At 60.2% G+C, this 14837-nt stretch carries 17 protein-coding genes; 7 read left to right on the top strand and 10 right to left on the bottom strand.

The features are described 5' to 3' along the window. Nucleotides 1–23 precede the first annotated feature (23 nt). The 3 genes from ACIPZE_RS21595 (at nucleotide 24) to sutA (ending at nucleotide 2430) form a co-directional block, all read left to right on the top strand. Complete coding sequence (locus ACIPZE_RS21595) at nucleotides 24–1361, top strand: ammonium transporter (protein ID WP_201229222.1); 1338 nt, start codon at nucleotides 24–26, stop codon at nucleotides 1359–1361. 215 nt (nucleotides 1362–1576) lie between these two features. Then, complete coding sequence (locus tag ACIPZE_RS21590; RefSeq protein WP_283438376.1) at nucleotides 1577–2002, top strand: secondary thiamine-phosphate synthase enzyme YjbQ; 426 nt, start codon at nucleotides 1577–1579, stop codon at nucleotides 2000–2002. 101 nt (nucleotides 2003–2103) lie between these two features. Next, a complete protein-coding gene (sutA, locus tag ACIPZE_RS21585; RefSeq protein WP_007920420.1) occupies nucleotides 2104–2430 on the top strand; it encodes a transcriptional regulator SutA in 327 nt (108 codons plus the stop codon). 140 nt (nucleotides 2431–2570) lie between these two features. On the opposite strand, the gene ACIPZE_RS21580 is transcribed toward sutA, so the two are convergent. Genes ACIPZE_RS21580 through ACIPZE_RS21555 form a run of 6 tightly spaced genes read right to left on the bottom strand, consistent with a single transcriptional unit; the run spans nucleotide 2571 to nucleotide 7174 of the window. After that, complete coding sequence (locus tag ACIPZE_RS21580; RefSeq protein ID WP_400775156.1) at nucleotides 2571–3269, bottom strand: HAD family hydrolase; 699 nt, start codon at nucleotides 3267–3269, stop codon at nucleotides 2571–2573. Next, nucleotides 3266–4165, bottom strand: a complete 900-nt coding sequence (gene xerC, locus ACIPZE_RS21575; RefSeq protein WP_129396037.1) for a tyrosine recombinase XerC — start codon at nucleotides 4163–4165, stop codon at nucleotides 3266–3268. The genes ACIPZE_RS21580 and xerC overlap by 4 nt, the downstream gene beginning before the upstream one ends. A gap of 2 nt (nucleotides 4166–4167) precedes the next feature. Continuing rightward, complete coding sequence (locus tag ACIPZE_RS21570) at nucleotides 4168–4893, bottom strand: DUF484 family protein (RefSeq protein ID WP_283438378.1); 726 nt, start codon at nucleotides 4891–4893, stop codon at nucleotides 4168–4170. Nucleotides 4894–4906: 13 nt separating this feature from the next. Continuing rightward, the gene (dapF, locus tag ACIPZE_RS21565) at nucleotides 4907–5737 is read right to left on the bottom strand and encodes a diaminopimelate epimerase (protein ID WP_129396035.1); all 831 of its coding nucleotides are present in this window, start codon (nucleotides 5735–5737) and stop codon (nucleotides 4907–4909) included. Between the two features lie 3 nt (nucleotides 5738–5740). Next, nucleotides 5741–6988 carry a diaminopimelate decarboxylase gene (gene lysA, locus ACIPZE_RS21560; protein WP_129396034.1) on the bottom strand — a complete coding sequence of 416 codons (1248 nt, stop codon included), beginning with the start codon at nucleotides 6986–6988 and terminating at the stop codon, nucleotides 5741–5743. Between the two features lie 9 nt (nucleotides 6989–6997). Then, nucleotides 6998–7174, bottom strand: a complete 177-nt coding sequence (locus ACIPZE_RS21555) for a lipoprotein (RefSeq protein WP_129396033.1) — start codon at nucleotides 7172–7174, stop codon at nucleotides 6998–7000. Between the two features lie 317 nt (nucleotides 7175–7491). Here ACIPZE_RS21555 and cyaY point away from each other — a divergent pair, with 317 nt between their 5' ends. The 3 genes from cyaY (at nucleotide 7492) to rnk (ending at nucleotide 8727) form a co-directional block, all read left to right on the top strand. Continuing rightward, nucleotides 7492–7824 carry an iron donor protein CyaY gene (cyaY, locus tag ACIPZE_RS21550; RefSeq protein ID WP_007911100.1) on the top strand — a complete coding sequence of 111 codons (333 nt, stop codon included), beginning with the start codon at nucleotides 7492–7494 and terminating at the stop codon, nucleotides 7822–7824. 4 nt (nucleotides 7825–7828) lie between these two features. Further along, complete coding sequence (locus tag ACIPZE_RS21545) at nucleotides 7829–8047, top strand: DUF1289 domain-containing protein (RefSeq protein ID WP_283438379.1); 219 nt, start codon at nucleotides 7829–7831, stop codon at nucleotides 8045–8047. A 260-nt stretch (nucleotides 8048–8307) separates the two neighbouring features. After that, nucleotides 8308–8727, top strand: coding sequence for a nucleoside diphosphate kinase regulator (rnk, locus tag ACIPZE_RS21540; RefSeq protein ID WP_283438380.1), 420 nt, complete (start codon nucleotides 8308–8310; stop codon nucleotides 8725–8727). A 7-nt stretch (nucleotides 8728–8734) separates the two neighbouring features. On the opposite strand, the gene ACIPZE_RS21535 is transcribed toward rnk, so the two are convergent. The 3 genes from ACIPZE_RS21535 to ACIPZE_RS21525 all read right to left on the bottom strand — a co-directional run bounded on the left by ACIPZE_RS21535 (nucleotide 8735) and on the right by ACIPZE_RS21525 (nucleotide 12565). Further along, complete coding sequence (locus tag ACIPZE_RS21535) at nucleotides 8735–11578, bottom strand: class I adenylate cyclase (protein ID WP_283438381.1); 2844 nt, start codon at nucleotides 11576–11578, stop codon at nucleotides 8735–8737. Nucleotides 11579–11773: 195 nt separating this feature from the next. Beyond that, entirely contained in the window at nucleotides 11774–12019 is a 246-nt protein-coding gene (locus ACIPZE_RS21530; RefSeq protein WP_008084565.1) for a TIGR02647 family protein, read from the bottom strand. A gap of 255 nt (nucleotides 12020–12274) precedes the next feature. After that, entirely contained in the window at nucleotides 12275–12565 is a 291-nt protein-coding gene (locus tag ACIPZE_RS21525; RefSeq protein ID WP_150648999.1) for a hypothetical protein, read from the bottom strand. A 123-nt stretch (nucleotides 12566–12688) separates the two neighbouring features. Between ACIPZE_RS21525 and ACIPZE_RS21520 the strand changes: the two genes are divergently transcribed. Continuing rightward, nucleotides 12689–13348, top strand: a complete 660-nt coding sequence (locus ACIPZE_RS21520) for a glutathione S-transferase family protein (protein ID WP_400775148.1) — start codon at nucleotides 12689–12691, stop codon at nucleotides 13346–13348. A gap of 109 nt (nucleotides 13349–13457) precedes the next feature. On the opposite strand, the gene argH is transcribed toward ACIPZE_RS21520, so the two are convergent. Next, a partial coding sequence (gene argH, locus ACIPZE_RS21515; protein WP_400775147.1) for an argininosuccinate lyase occupies nucleotides 13458–14837 on the bottom strand: 1380 nt, incomplete at its 5' end.

Below are 14837 nucleotides of genomic sequence, written 5' to 3'. Positions count from 1 at the left end.
CCAACGCCCCAGGAGAAAACAATATGACTCTGCGTAAATTCGCAGGGCTAGGAGCCCTGTTGTCTATCGTAATGCCCGGCCTTGCTATGGCGGCAGACGAAGTGGCGGCCCCGGTCCTCAATTCCGGCGACACTGCCTGGATGCTCACCTCGACAGCCCTCGTGCTGTTCATGACCATCCCGGGCCTGGCGCTGTTCTACGGCGGCATGGTTCGCTCGAAAAACATTCTTTCCGTGATGATGCAGTGCTTCGCCATTACCGGTCTGATCAGCGTCCTGTGGGTCATTTATGGCTACAGCATCGCGTTCGACACCACCGGCATGGAGCAGGGCGTCGTCAACTTCAACTCCTTCGTCGGCGGTTTCGGCAAGGCGTTCCTCGCCGGCATCACGCCAGCCAGCCTGACCGGGCCTGCGGCGTTGTTCCCCGAGGCGGTATTCGTCACCTTCCAGATGACCTTCGCGATCATCACCCCGGCGCTGATCGTCGGTGCGTTCGCCGAGCGGATGAAGTTCTCCGCGATGCTGATCTTCATGGGCATCTGGTTCACCCTGGTTTACGCACCGATTGCCCACATGGTCTGGTCCGGTAACGGCGGCCTGCTGTGGGACTGGGGCGTGCTCGACTTCGCAGGCGGCACCGTGGTGCACATCAACGCCGGTGTGGCCGGTCTGATCTGCTGCTTGGTACTGGGCAAGCGCAAAGGCTTCCCGACCACGCCGATGGCGCCGCACAATCTTGGTTACACCTTGATGGGTGCAGCGATGCTGTGGGTCGGCTGGTTCGGCTTCAACGCCGGTTCGGCTGCGGCCGCTAACGGCACCGCCGGCATGGCGATGCTGGTTACCCAGATCGCTACCGCTGCGGCGGCACTGGGCTGGATGTTTGCCGAGTGGATCACTCACGGCAAACCTAGCGCGCTGGGTATCGCTTCGGGTGTGGTTGCCGGTCTGGTAGCGATCACTCCGGCTGCTGGCACCGTGGGCCCGATGGGCGCACTGGTGATCGGTCTGGCCGCAGGTGTGGTGTGCTTCTTCTGCGCCACCACGCTAAAACGCAAACTCGGTTATGACGATTCCCTGGATGCGTTCGGCGTGCACGGTATCGGCGGTATCCTCGGCGCGGTCCTTACCGGTGTCTTCGCTGCACCGTCGCTGGGGGGCTTCGGCACCGTGACCGACATTGCCGCACAAGTGTGGATTCAGTGCAAAGGCGTCGGTTTCACTGTCATCTACACGGCGATCGTTACTTTCATCATCCTCAAGGTCCTCGACGCCGTCATGGGTCTGCGTGTGACCGAGGAAGAAGAGTCGGTCGGCCTCGATCTGGCACAACACAACGAACGCGGCTACAACCTGTAAGTACGCGCAGCAAAAAAATTGCCCGGCTTGCCGGGCATTTTTTTGTCCGGGATTTGTCATTGAAGTGAAGGCTGAAAGGATTTTTCCTACGGCTTTGGTCGTGTTTACGGCGGGCGTTTTTCTGCGGCCAATGGCTTACATCATTGCAGGAATATTAGGGCCTTTGTTTTTTCCCAGAGCGCGCTAGAATGCGCCCCGAACGTGCGGAGAACTGTATGTGGCAACAGACTCTGATAACCCTGCGGGCACGGCCCCGGGGCTTTCATCTGGTAACGGACGAGTTGATCAAAGGCCTGCCTGAACTCAGGGCATGCCGGGTCGGTCTGTTGCATTTGTGGCTGCAGCACACCTCGGCGTCGTTGACCATCAACGAGAACGCCGATCCGGCGGTCCGTCGCGACTTCGAACGATTTTTCAATCGTCTGATCCCACAAGGAACAGACGGCTATGAGCATAACGACGAAGGCCTGGACGACCTCCCGGCGCACTTCAAGGCCAGCGTGCTTGGTTGCCAGATCAGTCTGCCGGTTTCGGCAGGTCGGCTGGCACTGGGGACCTGGCAAGGCGTTTATCTGGGCGAGCACCGTGATCATGGCGGTGCCCGAAAAGTCCTCGCCACCTTGCACGGTGAAGAGGCATAACCGCTGGTCAGCAGTGGTTAACGATTTTTTAACGGCGACTTTCGACAGTTGCCAAAGCTGGTCTATAACTAATCTGCTTTTCGCAAGTCATGAGGTAGAACATGAGCGACGATGATCTGGAAAACGACGACCTCGAAGTAGGCGACGAAGACGAGGCCGAGGAAGGCCTGGAAGCAGCAGCGGAAGACGTTGCTGATGACGATGGTGGCGACGATACGCCGGCTCCGGCTGCCAAAGGCAAAGCCAAGGCTGCGGTGTCGGTAGACGAGTTGCCGAGCATTGAAGCCAAGAACAAGGAACGCGACGCCCTGGCCAAGGCCATGGAAGAGTTCCTGTCGCGCGGCGGCAAGGTTCAGGAAGTGGAGGCCAATGTGGTCGCCGATCCTCCGAAGAAGCCGGACAACAAGTACGGTAGCCGCCCTATCTGAGGCGTGCCGCTTGCTTGCTGAAAAAGCCCGCCGTCGCTGCGGGCTTTTTCATGGGTGATGAAAAGATCAAAAGATCGCAGCCTTCGGCAGCTCCTATATTGGAATGCGTTCCCAAGGAGCTGCCGAAGGCTGCGATCTTTTCAGCGGTTCCAGCGTGCAAGCACGGCTGGCAAATCGCTGAGGTTACGGATTTCGGCATCCGGCAGACGATCCGCTTCCCACGGTTTACCCGCCGGGTTGAACCAGATCGCCCGCATCCCGGCCTGCTGCGCCCCGGCGATGTCATCGCCTGGATGATCACCGATGTGCACGGCGGTTTCGGCAGTGGCGCCACCGCGCTGCAACGCTTCGTGAAACAGTCGCGCATCCGGTTTGGCGATGCCAATATCTTCCGCGCACAGCGCAAATTTGAAGTAATCCGCCAGACCCAAACGGCCTACATCGGCATTGCCATTGGTGACCACGCCGAGGGCATAGTGATTGGCAAGAATCTCCAGCACCGGTTCTACTTCAGGAAACACTTCGATCTGATGTCGCGCATGCAGAAACACTTCAAAACCCTTGTCTGCCAGGTCGGTAGCTTCGCCATGGGCATATCCAGCGTCTTGCATCGCATGAAACAAAACACGTCGACGTAGCGCGCTAATCCGATGTTTCAGCCCCGGTTCGCTAGCCAATACACGCTCACGAATCGCCCACAAATGCTCCACCGGCACTGCGCCCAGATTCGGCGCGTGCTCGCTCAGCCATTCGCGCAATACCGCTTCGGCGCTGACGATCACTGGCGCGGTGTCCCAGAGGGTGTCGTCGAGGTCGAAGGTGATCAACTGGATGCTCATGAATCGTCGCCTTTCATGCGTTTGGCCCGTGGGTGGGCGCTGTCGTAGACCGCCGCCAGGTGCTGGAAGTCCAGGTGGGTGTAGATCTGCGTGGTCTTGATGTCGGAGTGGCCGAGCAATTCCTGCACCGCGCGCAGATCCTGCGAGGATTCGAGCAAATGGCTGGCGAAGGAATGCCGCAGCATGTGCGGGTGCAGGTTCTGCCCCAGTTCGCGTTCGCCGGCCAGTTTGACCCGCACCTGAATCGCTCGCGGGCCGAGGCGCCGACCTTGCTGGCTGACGAACACGGCGTCATCCGCCGGATTGGCCATCGCGCGCAACGGCAACCATTGTTCGATTGCTTCGCGGGCCTTTTTGCCGACCGGCAGCAGACGGGTTTTACTGCCTTTGCCGAGCACTTGAACCATGCCATCGGCGAGGTCGAGCTGATCGAGATTGAGCCCGGTCAGTTCGGAAAGGCGCAGGCCGGAAGAATAGAAAAGCTCAAGAATCGCCTGATCGCGCCGCGCGAGAAAATCATCTTCCACCGCACCTTCGAGCAGTTGCAGTGCACGGTCAGTGTCGAGGGTTTTCGGCAGGCGACGCTCGCCTTTCGGCGGCGCCAGACCCGTGGCCGGATCATGGTCGCAAAGACCTTCGCGATTCAGATAATGATAGAGCCCGCGCACCGCCGAGAGCAGTCGGGCGAGACTGCGCGAGGATTGGCCTTGGGCATGCAGACGGGCGATCAGGCTGCGCAGACGCTGGATATCCAGCGCCGACCAACTGCCGATGTTCTGTTTGACGCACCAGCCGAGAACTTTATCGAGGTCGCGGCGGTAGGCCGACAGCGTGTGCGGCGACACCTGTCGCTCACTGCGCAGGTGTTCGCAGTAAGCGTCCAGTTGCCGTTCCATGCTCAGCGTACCGAGCGCAGGGAGCTGTTGACCCGTGGCAGCACGCGGCCCATGACTTCGGCGATGTAGCTGAGGAACAGCGTGCCCACCGAACTCTTGTAGTGCTGCGGGTCACGGCTGGCGATCGCCAGGATGCCGTGGATACCTTCATGGCTGACTGCGACGACGGCGGTTGAGCCGATCTGCTTGCGCTGTTCTTCACCGAAGAGGAAGTCCAGTTCGTGCTCACGCAGGCTGCCGCTGACGCTTTTGCCTTCGGTGAGCAGGCCGCCAATGGCGACTTGGGCATCAGCGTGAGTAACCCAGCGACCGACCGGCGCCGGGTTGTCGCCGAGCAGAATCAGGCTGACAAAAGGCACCTGAAAATCCTGACGCAAACTGTCTTCGACGCTGATCACCACGTCTTCCAGGCTGGAGGCGTCCATCAGGGAAAGAATGAGGCGGCGGGTCTTGTCGAACAGGCGATCGTTGTCGCGGGCGACATCCATCAACTGTGAGAGGCGATGACGCATCTCGATATTGCGGTCGCGCAGAATGGTCATCTGCCGCTCGACCAGCGAAACGGTGTCACCGCGTTGGTGAGGAATGCGCAGGGCGGGCAGCAGTTCTTCGTGCTCGACGAAGAAGTCCGGATGCGCCTCGAGGTATGCGGCAACCGCTGCCGCCTCGAGGCTCTCGGACGCTGATTCGTCGGACTGTCGGGCGGGTACCTGAGGCTTATCGGTCATGGCTTCTGCTCACTCAAAGACGTACTTGTCCTTCGTATACACGAACTGCCGGACCGGTCATCAGTACCGGTTGGCCAGGGCCTGCCCATTCAATGGACAGGCGCCCGCCAGGCAGGTCGATCAATAGCGGCGAATCCATCCACCCCTGGCTGATCGCGGCGACAGCCGCTGCACACGCGCCGGTGCCGCAGGCCTGGGTTTCCCCGGCGCCACGTTCCCACACGCGCAATTGCGCACGATTACGGTCGATGACCTGGAGGAAACCGACATTGACCCGCGCCGGGAAGCGCGGATGGTGTTCGATTTTAGGCCCCAGGTCATGCACCGGTGCACTGTTGATGTCCTGTACGCGCAGCACCGCATGCGGGTTGCCCATCGACACAGCGGCGAGTTCGACCGTGGTGCCGTCGACTTCCAGCTGATAGCTGATGGCCTGCGCTGGCGCCTGGAACGGAATGTCCGCCGGCACCAGACGCGGGGCGCCCATGTTCACGCCGATCTGGCCGTCGTTACGCACGTCCAGTTCGATGATGCCGCCCTTGGTCTCGACGCGGATCTGCCGTTTCGCGGTCAGACGCTTGTCGAGCACGAAGCGCGCAAAGCAGCGTGCACCGTTGCCGCACTGCTCGACTTCAGAGCCGTCGGAGTTGAAGATCCGATAGCGGAAATCTACATCCGGGTTGCTCGGCGCCTCGACGATCAGCAACTGGTCGAAACCGATGCCGGTGTGGCGGTCGCCCCATTGCTTGGCGTGCTTTGGCTGAATATGCGCGTGCTGGCTGACCAGGTCGAGAACCATGAAGTCATTGCCCAAGCCGTGCATTTTGGTAAAACGCAGCAGCATGGGTTACTCCGGCAGCAGGCTTTCGCCGGCAAACAGCTCGGCCACGGTTTCGCGGCGGCGCACTTCAAATACCTTGTCACCGTCTACCAGCACTTCGGCAGCACGGCCGCGAGTGTTGTAGTTGGAACTCATCACAAAACCGTAGGCGCCGGCCGAATGCACGGCCAGCAGATCGCCTTCGGCCAGGGCCAATTCGCGATCCTTGGCGAGGAAGTCACCGGTTTCGCAGATCGGGCCGACGATGTCGTATTTGCGCGCAGCGGTGTCACGCGGCTTGACTGCGGTGACGTCCATCCACGCCTGATACAGCGCCGGGCGGATCAGGTCGTTCATCGCCGCGTCGACGATGGCGAAATCCTTGTGTTCGGTGTGCTTGAGGTACTCGACCTGAGTCAGCAGCACGCCGGCGTTGGCAACGATGAAACGGCCTGGCTCGAACACCAGCGCCAGATCACGGCCGTTCAGACGTTCGCGCACAGCTTTGATGTAATCAGCGGCCAATGGCGGCTCTTCATCGCGATAACGCACACCCAAACCACCACCGAGATCGATGTGGCGCAGGTGAATGCCGCAATCGCCAAGACGATCAACCAGATCCAGCAGACGGTCGAGAGCATCGAGGAACGGCGGCAGCGTGGTCAGTTGCGAACCGATGTGGCAGTCGACACCGACCACTTCCAGGTTCGGCAGATGCGCGGCGCGTACGTACACGTCTTCGGCGTCGGCGATGGCGATGCCGAACTTGTTCTCTTTGAGACCGGTGGAAATGTACGGGTGGGTGCCGGCATCGACGTCCGGGTTCACGCGCAGCGATACCGGCGCGCGAACGCCCAGCTCGGCGGCGACTACTTGCAGGCGCTCGAGCTCGTCGGTGGATTCGACGTTGAAGCAGTGCACGCCGACTTCCAGCGCACGACGCATGTCGTCGCGGGTCTTGCCGACGCCGGAGAAAACGATCTTGTCAGGGCTACCGCCAGCGGCGAGTACGCGTTCCAGCTCGCCACGGGAAACGATGTCGAAACCGGCGCCGAGACGGGCCAGGACATTCAATACGCCAAGGTTGGAGTTGGCTTTGACCGCAAAGCAGACCAGGTGCGGCATGCCGGCCAGCGCATCGGCAAAGGCCAGATACTGAGCTTCGATGTGTGCGCGCGAGTAAACGTAGGTAGGCGTGCCGAAGCGGTCGGCAATGGCGCAGAGCGCCACACCTTCCGCGAACAGTTCGCCGCCACGGTAGTTAAAAGCGTCCATGGCGATCCCTTATTGGTAAACGTCGTGCTTGTGCGCCTTGGAGGCAGGTTGTTGTTGCGACGATTTGGCTTGCTCGGCCGGGTCCTGGCTGTCATCCGGCAGGTACAGCGGGCCTTTTTGACCGCAGGCCGAAACAAGGCAGGCAACCGCGACGAGCGCAGCAAGGGAAGAGATCAGGCGCTTCATGGCGAAATCCTTGAAAATGCGTTAATTGCGCCGGAGTATACCGGCCACCCGGCAGCTTGCCTATGTGATGCCCCTCCCGTCCGGCGGGGCTTGCTGCAGACGCACAAACCCCTGTGGGAGCGGGCTTGCTCGCGAAAGCGCTGGTTCAGGCGGCAAATATGTTGGATGTGCCGGCCTCTTCGCGAGCAAGCCCGCTCCCACAGGTACGGTGTCTACAGTGCCATTGAGGTGCTTGGTCGTTATTCTTTGCAATCAGTGAGGCGCGTCCGTATCTTTCGGCGCTTGAGCTTGATCAGACATTTTTTGAGGTTGCCGCAATGAGTTTGTCCGAAGCCCGTTTCCACGATCTGGTCGATGAAACCCAGGAAAAACTGGAAGACATCTTTGACGAAAGCGACCTGGATATCGACATGGAGAACTCGGCCGGTGTGCTCACCGTCAAGTTCGAAAACGGCTCGCAGCTGATCTTCAGCCGCCAGGAGCCGCTGCGTCAGCTGTGGCTGGCGGCGGTGTCCGGTGGTTTCCACTTCGACTACGATGAAGAAAGCGAGCGCTGGATGTGCGACAAGAGCGAAGAGCAATTGGGCGAAATGCTCGAGCGCATCGTCAAGCAGCAGGCCGGCGCCGAATTCGATTTCGAAGGTCTGTGATTCCGTGACTGACACCGCTCCCGTTCGTCCGCCGAAGCCGCTTTACAGCAACATCAGCCCGGCCGTGCCTTCGCCGTGCAGCGGCGTGTGCCGACTGGACGAACAAAAGGTTTGCCTGGGCTGCTTCCGGCATGTCGAGGACATCCGCGAATGGCGCTCGGCGGACGATCAGCGCCGTCGGGTGATTTGCCAGCAGGCTGCTGCCCGCCAGAATTCTGTTTGATACCCCATTGTGGCGAGGGGATTTATCCCCGTTGGGTCGCGTAGCGGCCCCAAAATCTATACGACTGCTGCGCAGCCGAACGGGGATAAATCCGCTCGCCACAAGGGTTTCACCCAGGCAAAAAGTGGGTGGCTTGTATATTTTTTGAGCTGTGATAGTGTCCGCAGACGCCTCAAACCACCGAGGCACGGTGAAAACCCCGTCTTTTTTGGCGGGGTTTTGCTTTTTTTGTGTGCAGAAGAAAGGAGTCTGCCCGGATCATGACCGCACCTTCCATCACCCTTACCCGTCTGGACGTGCAACGTCTGGAGCGCCTGATCGACAGCCTGAACGATAAAGACCAGGCTGCGCCGGGCGTGATTGCGCTGCAAACCGAACTGGACCGCGCCGACGACGTGGTCGGCCACGATGAAGTGCCCGCCGATGTCGTGACCATGAATTCGCGCGTGCATTGCCGCGAAGAAGGCAGTGGCAAGGATTACCACCTGACGCTGGTCTATCCCAAGGATGCCAACGCCGACGAAGGCAAGATCTCCATTCTGGCTCCGGTCGGCAGCGCGCTGCTGGGCCTGAAAGTCGGTCAGCACATCGACTGGCCGGCTCCGGGCGGTAAATCGCTGAAACTGACGTTGCTGGAAGTCGAATCGCAGCCGGTCAACGGTGGCGTCTTTCCCGATTAATCCCGCCTCAGACCTGTTCGAGTGCCTCGTTCAGAGCGCGCTCCAGGTCAGCCTTGTAGCGCAGATACAGATTGCTTGAACTTTGCCCGTCACCGAGCAGGCCCGAAAGGTCGAGGTCGGTGATGTAGCAGCGATAGCGTTCGCTTTCGCGGCGCTGCTCGACGATCTCCCGGGCGACCACGCTGAACAGCTGGTCGCCATGTTCCAGCTCGCTGAATTCCCGTTGATTGCAATACAAGGTGACTTGCACTTCCCCCGGTGCGGCTTTGCCGACGATCGCCTGCACGTCATAGAACGGCTTGTTCACCGGCGTCTGCGGTGCTGGTCGCGCTTCGACCCGGCGCGCACGCCCCGGGCCGGAAGGCAATAACTGGTAATACAAAGTTTCGAGGCGACCCTCGGGGCCGGCGTCCATCGGCAGCACGGCTTCGCGGCGGAACAGGATCGATTGCAAAAAGCGCTGCAGCGGTACCAACAAACTCTGTTCATCGTGGTACGGCAATTGTTGCTGCCACAATGCGTTGAACTCATCCAGCACATACAGTTCGGCCTGCTGCTCGGTGATGCGATAGAACACCTGAATGCATTCCGGCTGGCCCATCGGCAGGATCAACGCGAGGTCGTGTTCTTCCAGCGCCATCGGGTCCAGGTGCAGCGGGCTGTAGCGCGGCTGTTCTTCACCGAGGTAATCGAGCAGCGCCGGCAGGGTGGCGAGGGCAACGTGGTTGACTTGACCCGGCACCAACTCCAGCACGTGATAGTGCTGCTGCACCTGGATCAGGTAGCGGTGATTCAAGTCGCTGAGCAACAGGTTCTGCGCGGTATCGACGATTTCCTCGACGCGCCGGGCAATGAATTGCGCGCGGTTGTGGCAGAAGCAACGCACCTTCAGCGACGGCTGCAACGGCCCGCGTGGCAGGTTGTTGAGGTAATCGCGCAGGCAGTCGAGCAGGGCGTGCGGCCCGTCGAAGCGGTTGACCAGCACTTCATTCCAGCTGTTGAGCGTGACCTGATCCAGCGTCAGCACCAGATTTTCGCGTACACCGGCGTAGCTCAGCGAGTCCGTGCGTTCGGTGGTCATCAGGATGTTCAGGTCGCGGTGATGCTTGAGCGGGTCGACACCGACGTTGACCAGCATCAGCACTTCGCTCGGCACGGCGGCGCGCAGCAGCGGCTCTTCGGGCACGGTGGGCAAGGGCAGGGCGATGCACTGTTGCAGGCTGCCGAGCAGGTTGAACAACTCGAACTCACTCAGGTCGCTGGTGCCGGGATGCAGCGCCAGGCGGGTGCTGCTGTCGATCACGCCGTTGCGATGGCACCAGGTCAGCAGTTCGAGCAACTCGCGGCTGCGCTTGATCGGCGCGAAGTGTTCCCACTCCTGCGCGGTGAGGCTGCCGTTGTACAGGCCCCACTGGGTTTGCCCCGGTTCCTTTTTGTTGCGCGACTGCACCAGCGTCAGGGTGTCTTCGGCCAGATCCGGGGCGATGCCGGGATTGATGAACTCGATCTTGTCGGCTTTGCGTTCGAAGGCGGCGTAGAGCCGGCGGCCGAGTACATTGAGGTCACGCTTGTTGATCAGGCTGACAGTCTGCTCGGTGCGGGCGAACTGGGTCAGGAAGCGATAGCTGTAGTTCAGTTCATTGACCAGCGCCCGGCGTTCGGCGCTGACCTGGCGGACTTTCCACTGGCTGCGACTGTCGAGCAGGGCCAGTTGCCGCTGATCCCAATGCCATTCGCCGGCCAGCTTTTCCAGCAGGGAGCGCTGCCAGCCCTGACTGCGGCTGGTGCCGGTCAGTTTGCGGTTGACCTTCAGATACAGGGCGCGGCGTACCAGTTCCAGCCTTTCCGGTTCATTACGCGCCGTCAGGTATTCCTCGATGCGTCGGTACACGACCATGTACGGATCCAGTTCATCCAGATCCAGCTGATTGGCGAACACGGCTTTCTTGAAGCGCAGGCTCAGGCACTGAACCTGCGGGTGCTCGCTGGCATAGACCTCGGTCAGCAACAGTTTCAGCACCGATTTGTACGGCGATTCGATGCCCTTGAACAACTGCCACAAACCGGCGCCGATGAATTCCCCCGGTGGAATTGTCGCCAGATGGCCAAGGTCGAGGGTTTCGTCGGCGCGGATAAAACGCTTCGACAGCAGGGTGTGGGTATAGAGGTCGTAGGCGTTCTCTTCGTAGACCGGTACCAGCCACCAGATCGGCGTACGTCCGGCGAGCCAGATCGCGGTGCGATAAAACTCGTCGAGCAGCAGATAGTGCTGAGTGGTTCCGCAGTTTTCCGAACTGAGCTGGGTGTCGCGTTCGCCTTTGACGAAGCGCACCGGGTCGATCAGGAAGAAATGCGCCTCGGCACCCTGGCTCGCCGCCCAGGTTTCGAGCAACTGACATTTCTTGCTCAATTCAGCGAGTTCGCTTTCGCTCAGGTCCGGCGCGTGACAAACCCACACGTCCATGTCGCTCTGATCGGCCTGCGCCAGCGTGCCAAGGCTGCCCATCAGGAACAGGCCATGAATCGGTCGCGGCGGATTGCTGCCATGGCGCGGCTTGTAGGAAAACGAACGGGTCAGGCGCTGGGCTTCGGCAAGCGCGTTGGCATCCGGCTCATAATTGGACAGGCCGGCCGGCGCACTGCCCGAGACATACCCCGGTAACAGCGGATGATTGACGTGGAAAAACAGCGGCAGCAGCGTCAGTACGCCTTGCTGGCGCGTCGACAATCCTTCCAGAGCGCGACCGAGGCGGCCTTCATTGAGTTTGAGAAAGCGCGCGCGCAGCTGGCTGAGTACCTTGCGGTCTATTCCCTCGTCCAGGTCGGGGCGGATTTCGTGGGTGCGCGTCATGTCAGCTCAAACCGGCTCGCAGGCACGGACGTAGAGGGTCTCGGAATGTCAGGCAGTTTAGCCTTAGCGCAGCGGGACTTTTAAGCTGATTTTGTTTTTTGACGTCAGATTTTTATCGTGCAGTGGCGGTTGACGCCCGGGCAGGCCCGCGGAAATCCCGTGGCGGGAGTTCCCGTGGGCGAAGTCAGGGGAAAATCAGGCTGTTTCCTGCTCTCTGAGAATGGTCAGCACGGTTTGCACATTTTGTGCGGCGTCGCGGCCGAGGCTGGTCAGATAACCGCCGTCGGGCTGATCGGTCAGGTCTTTTTCAAAGAGACGTTTGGCGGCAGAAATATGTTTCGGGGCAGCGGTCTGATGGATTTTCAAACCTTCCTGGGAACTGTCCAGGGGAAAGAGTGCGAGGACTTCCAGTTCGGCAACCAGCTCAGGGGTAAGCGACATAAGGACTCCAGACTTTCTAGGAATTAGACGACAGCGCCCCTAAGGTGAACCCGCTTTTGCGGCATGTCCAGTGTTCAGATCAGGGATTTTGTCTTGAGGCGGATTCCAGTGTAGTCCGGGCCGGGGAGTTGGCTGGATGGATACGTTACAAACATTGTAGGAGTGAGCCTGCTCGCGATAGCGGAGTGCCTGTCAGCATATTCTTCACTGACAGAACGCTATCGCGAGCAGGCTCACTCCTACAGGATCGGGGGGTTACTGTTTTTCGGGTGGCAGCTCTGGCAATGCACGCAACGCCGCTTCGTACCATTCAGTATCAAATGCGCGATCTTCGTCGAGCATTGCGTCAATCTCGTAAGCCAGCACGTGAGCCATCAGATTGAGGATCTCTTCGCGCTCAACGCCCACCAGAGTCAACTTGTTAAACGTCGCTTTGGCTGCCGGCGGGTTGTCGCTTTCGATCTGGTTCTCGATCGCTTCGATCAACGTCGCTTCGGTGAACTCTTCTTCGTCGTTGTCATTGTCGATGTCTGTCGGCTCGCTCATGGCAGGCTCCTCAAGGAAAGGCGCCAGTTTACCCGTATTCAGCGGTGTGATGCTGCTGGCGGGATTGGCCTGAGCGATCTATAAACAGGCACTGCCCACCCCGCACGGCCTGGAGGCTATGTGATGTTCAAGCTCTACGGATTCTCAGTCAGCAACTACTACAACATGGTCAAACTGGCGCTGCTGGAAAAAGGCCTGCCGTTCGAAGAGGTCACCTTCTACCCGACGCCGACCCCGCAATCTCTGGCCATCAGCCCGCGTGGCAAGGTCCCGGTGCTCGGCGTGGACGCGGGTTTCATCAACGAAACCGCGATCATCCTCGAATACCTCGAACAGACCCAGAAAGGCACGCCGCTGCTGCCGAGCGATCCGTTCGAACGTGCGCAGGTGTTGGCGATTGCCAAGGAAATCGAGCTGTACATCGAGCTGCCGGGCCGCGCTTGTTATGGCGAAGCGTTTTTCGGCATGACCTTGCCGGACGCGATCAAGGAAAAGACCAAGACTGAATTGCAGCTGGGTTTTGCGGCGCTAGGCCGGCACGGCAAATTCGCCCCGTACGTGGCGGGCGACAGTTTGAGCATTGCCGATTTGTATTTCCTTTACAGCGTGCCACTGGCCTGTGCGGTCGGGCAAAAGCTGTTCGGGATTGATTTGCTGGCGGAGATGCCGCAGGCCAAGGCGTTGTTGGAGCAGCTTGAGCAGAATCCGCATGTGCAGAAGATTGCAGCGGACAAAGAAGCAGCGATGCCGGCGTTTTTGGCGATGATCGCTGCCAAGAAGTAATAAATCTGTGTTCTTAAACGAGCAATCGCTAGCAGGGCTAGCTCCCACCTTGAACTGTATTCACAATTCCAATTGTGGGAGCTAGCCCTGCTAGCGATGCCTTTGGCTTTTAGCGGCTGGCGATCAGGGCCTGGCCGCGTACTACCGCTGCCTTGACCTGCGCCGGTGCAGTCCCGCCGATGTGGTCACGGGCATTCACCGAGCCTTCCAGGGTCAGCACGGCAAACACATCCTGCTCGATCTGATCGCTGAACTGACGCAGTTCTTCCAGGCTCATCTCGGCCAGATCCTTGCCAGTGTCGACGCCGTACTTAACGGCATGGCCAACGATTTCGTGGCAATCACGGAACGGCAAACCACGACGCACCAGATAATCCGCCAGGTCGGTCGCGGTGGAGAAACCGCGCAACGCCGCTTCACGCATGATCGCGTGCTTCGGTTTGATCGCCGGGATCATGTCGGCAAAGGCCCGCAGCGAATCGCGCAGAGTATCGGCGGCGTCGAACAGCGGCTCCTTGTCTTCCTGGTTGTCTTTGTTATAGGCCAGCGGCTGGCCTTTCATCAGGGTCAGCAGACCCATCAGTGCGCCGAACACACGGCCGGTCTTGCCGCGTACCAGCTCTGGCACGTCGGGGTTTTTCTTTTGCGGCATGATCGAGCTGCCGGTGCAGAAACGATCCGGCAGATCAATGAACTGGAACTGCGCGCTGGTCCACAGCACCAGCTCTTCGGAGAAGCGCGACAAGTGCATCATCGCGATGCTCGCGGCCGAGCAGAATTCGATGGCGAAGTCGCGATCGGAAACGTTGTCCAGCGAGTTGCCGCCGACCGCATCGAAACCCAGCAGTTGCGCGGTGTATTCGCGGTCGATCGGGTAGGTGGTGCCGGCCAGCGCAGCGCTGCCCAACGGCATGCGGTTGGTGCGCTTGCGGCAGTCGACCAGACGCTCGTAATCGCGGCTGAGCATTTCGAACCAGGCCAGCATGTGGTGCCCGAAGGTCACTGGTTGCGCGGTCTGCAGGTGAGTGAAGCCTGGCATGATGCTCGCGGCTTCGCGCTCGGCTTGCTCCAGCAGGCCTTTTTGCAGGCGGGTGATTTCGGCGAGGATCAGGTCGATCTCGTCACGCAGCCACAGGCGGATGTCGGTGGCGACCTGGTCGTTACGGCTACGCCCGGTGTGGAGCTTTTTACCGGTGACGCCGATGCGATCGGTCAGGCGTGCTTCGATGTTCATGTGCACGTCTTCGAGATCGATGCGCCAGTCGAACTGGCCGGCCTCGATTTCGCCCTGAATGGTCTTCAGGCCATCGATGATGCTGTCGCGCTCGGCATCGGTCAGCACGCCGACCTTGGCCAGCATGGTGGCGTGGGCGATCGAACCCATGATGTCGTGGCGATACAGGCGCTGGTCGAAAGTGACGGAGGCGGTGCCGCGGGCGACGACGGCGTCGACGGGTGCACTGAAGCGGCCGCCCCCGGGCTGTGTGGT

It is taken from the genome of Pseudomonas sp. NPDC089741, assembly GCF_044748825.1.
Taxonomy (GTDB): Bacteria; Pseudomonadota; Gammaproteobacteria; order Pseudomonadales; family Pseudomonadaceae; genus Aquipseudomonas; species Aquipseudomonas helmanticensis.
Note: the sequence above shows the minus strand (reverse complement) of the source record. Positions and strands in the feature narration are given on the sequence as shown.

Bases quoted from the DNA above. Each gene is read 5' to 3' on its own strand.
- ACIPZE_RS21595 (WP_201229222.1), top strand. From the start codon at position 24: ATGACTCTGCGTAAATTCGCAGGGCTAGGAGCCCTGTTGTCTATCGTA.
- ACIPZE_RS21590 (WP_283438376.1), top strand. From the start codon at position 1,577: ATGTGGCAACAGACTCTGATAACCCTGCGGGCACGGCCCCGGGGCTTT.
- sutA (WP_007920420.1), top strand. From the start codon at position 2,104: ATGAGCGACGATGATCTGGAAAACGACGACCTCGAAGTAGGCGACGAA.
- ACIPZE_RS21580 (WP_400775156.1), bottom strand. From the start codon at position 3,269: ATGAGCATCCAGTTGATCACCTTCGACCTCGACGACACCCTCTGGGAC.
- xerC (WP_129396037.1), bottom strand. From the start codon at position 4,165: ATGGAACGGCAACTGGACGCTTACTGCGAACACCTGCGCAGTGAGCGA.
- ACIPZE_RS21570 (WP_283438378.1), bottom strand. From the start codon at position 4,893: ATGACCGATAAGCCTCAGGTACCCGCCCGACAGTCCGACGAATCAGCG.
- dapF (WP_129396035.1), bottom strand. From the start codon at position 5,737: ATGCTGCTGCGTTTTACCAAAATGCACGGCTTGGGCAATGACTTCATG.
- lysA (WP_129396034.1), bottom strand. From the start codon at position 6,988: ATGGACGCTTTTAACTACCGTGGCGGCGAACTGTTCGCGGAAGGTGTG.
- ACIPZE_RS21555 (WP_129396033.1), bottom strand. From the start codon at position 7,174: ATGAAGCGCCTGATCTCTTCCCTTGCTGCGCTCGTCGCGGTTGCCTGC.
- cyaY (WP_007911100.1), top strand. From the start codon at position 7,492: ATGAGTTTGTCCGAAGCCCGTTTCCACGATCTGGTCGATGAAACCCAG.
- rnk (WP_283438380.1), top strand. From the start codon at position 8,308: ATGACCGCACCTTCCATCACCCTTACCCGTCTGGACGTGCAACGTCTG.
- ACIPZE_RS21535 (WP_283438381.1), bottom strand. From the start codon at position 11,578: ATGACGCGCACCCACGAAATCCGCCCCGACCTGGACGAGGGAATAGAC.
- ACIPZE_RS21530 (WP_008084565.1), bottom strand. From the start codon at position 12,019: ATGTCGCTTACCCCTGAGCTGGTTGCCGAACTGGAAGTCCTCGCACTC.
- ACIPZE_RS21525 (WP_150648999.1), bottom strand. From the start codon at position 12,565: ATGAGCGAGCCGACAGACATCGACAATGACAACGACGAAGAAGAGTTC.
- ACIPZE_RS21520 (WP_400775148.1), top strand. From the start codon at position 12,689: ATGTTCAAGCTCTACGGATTCTCAGTCAGCAACTACTACAACATGGTC.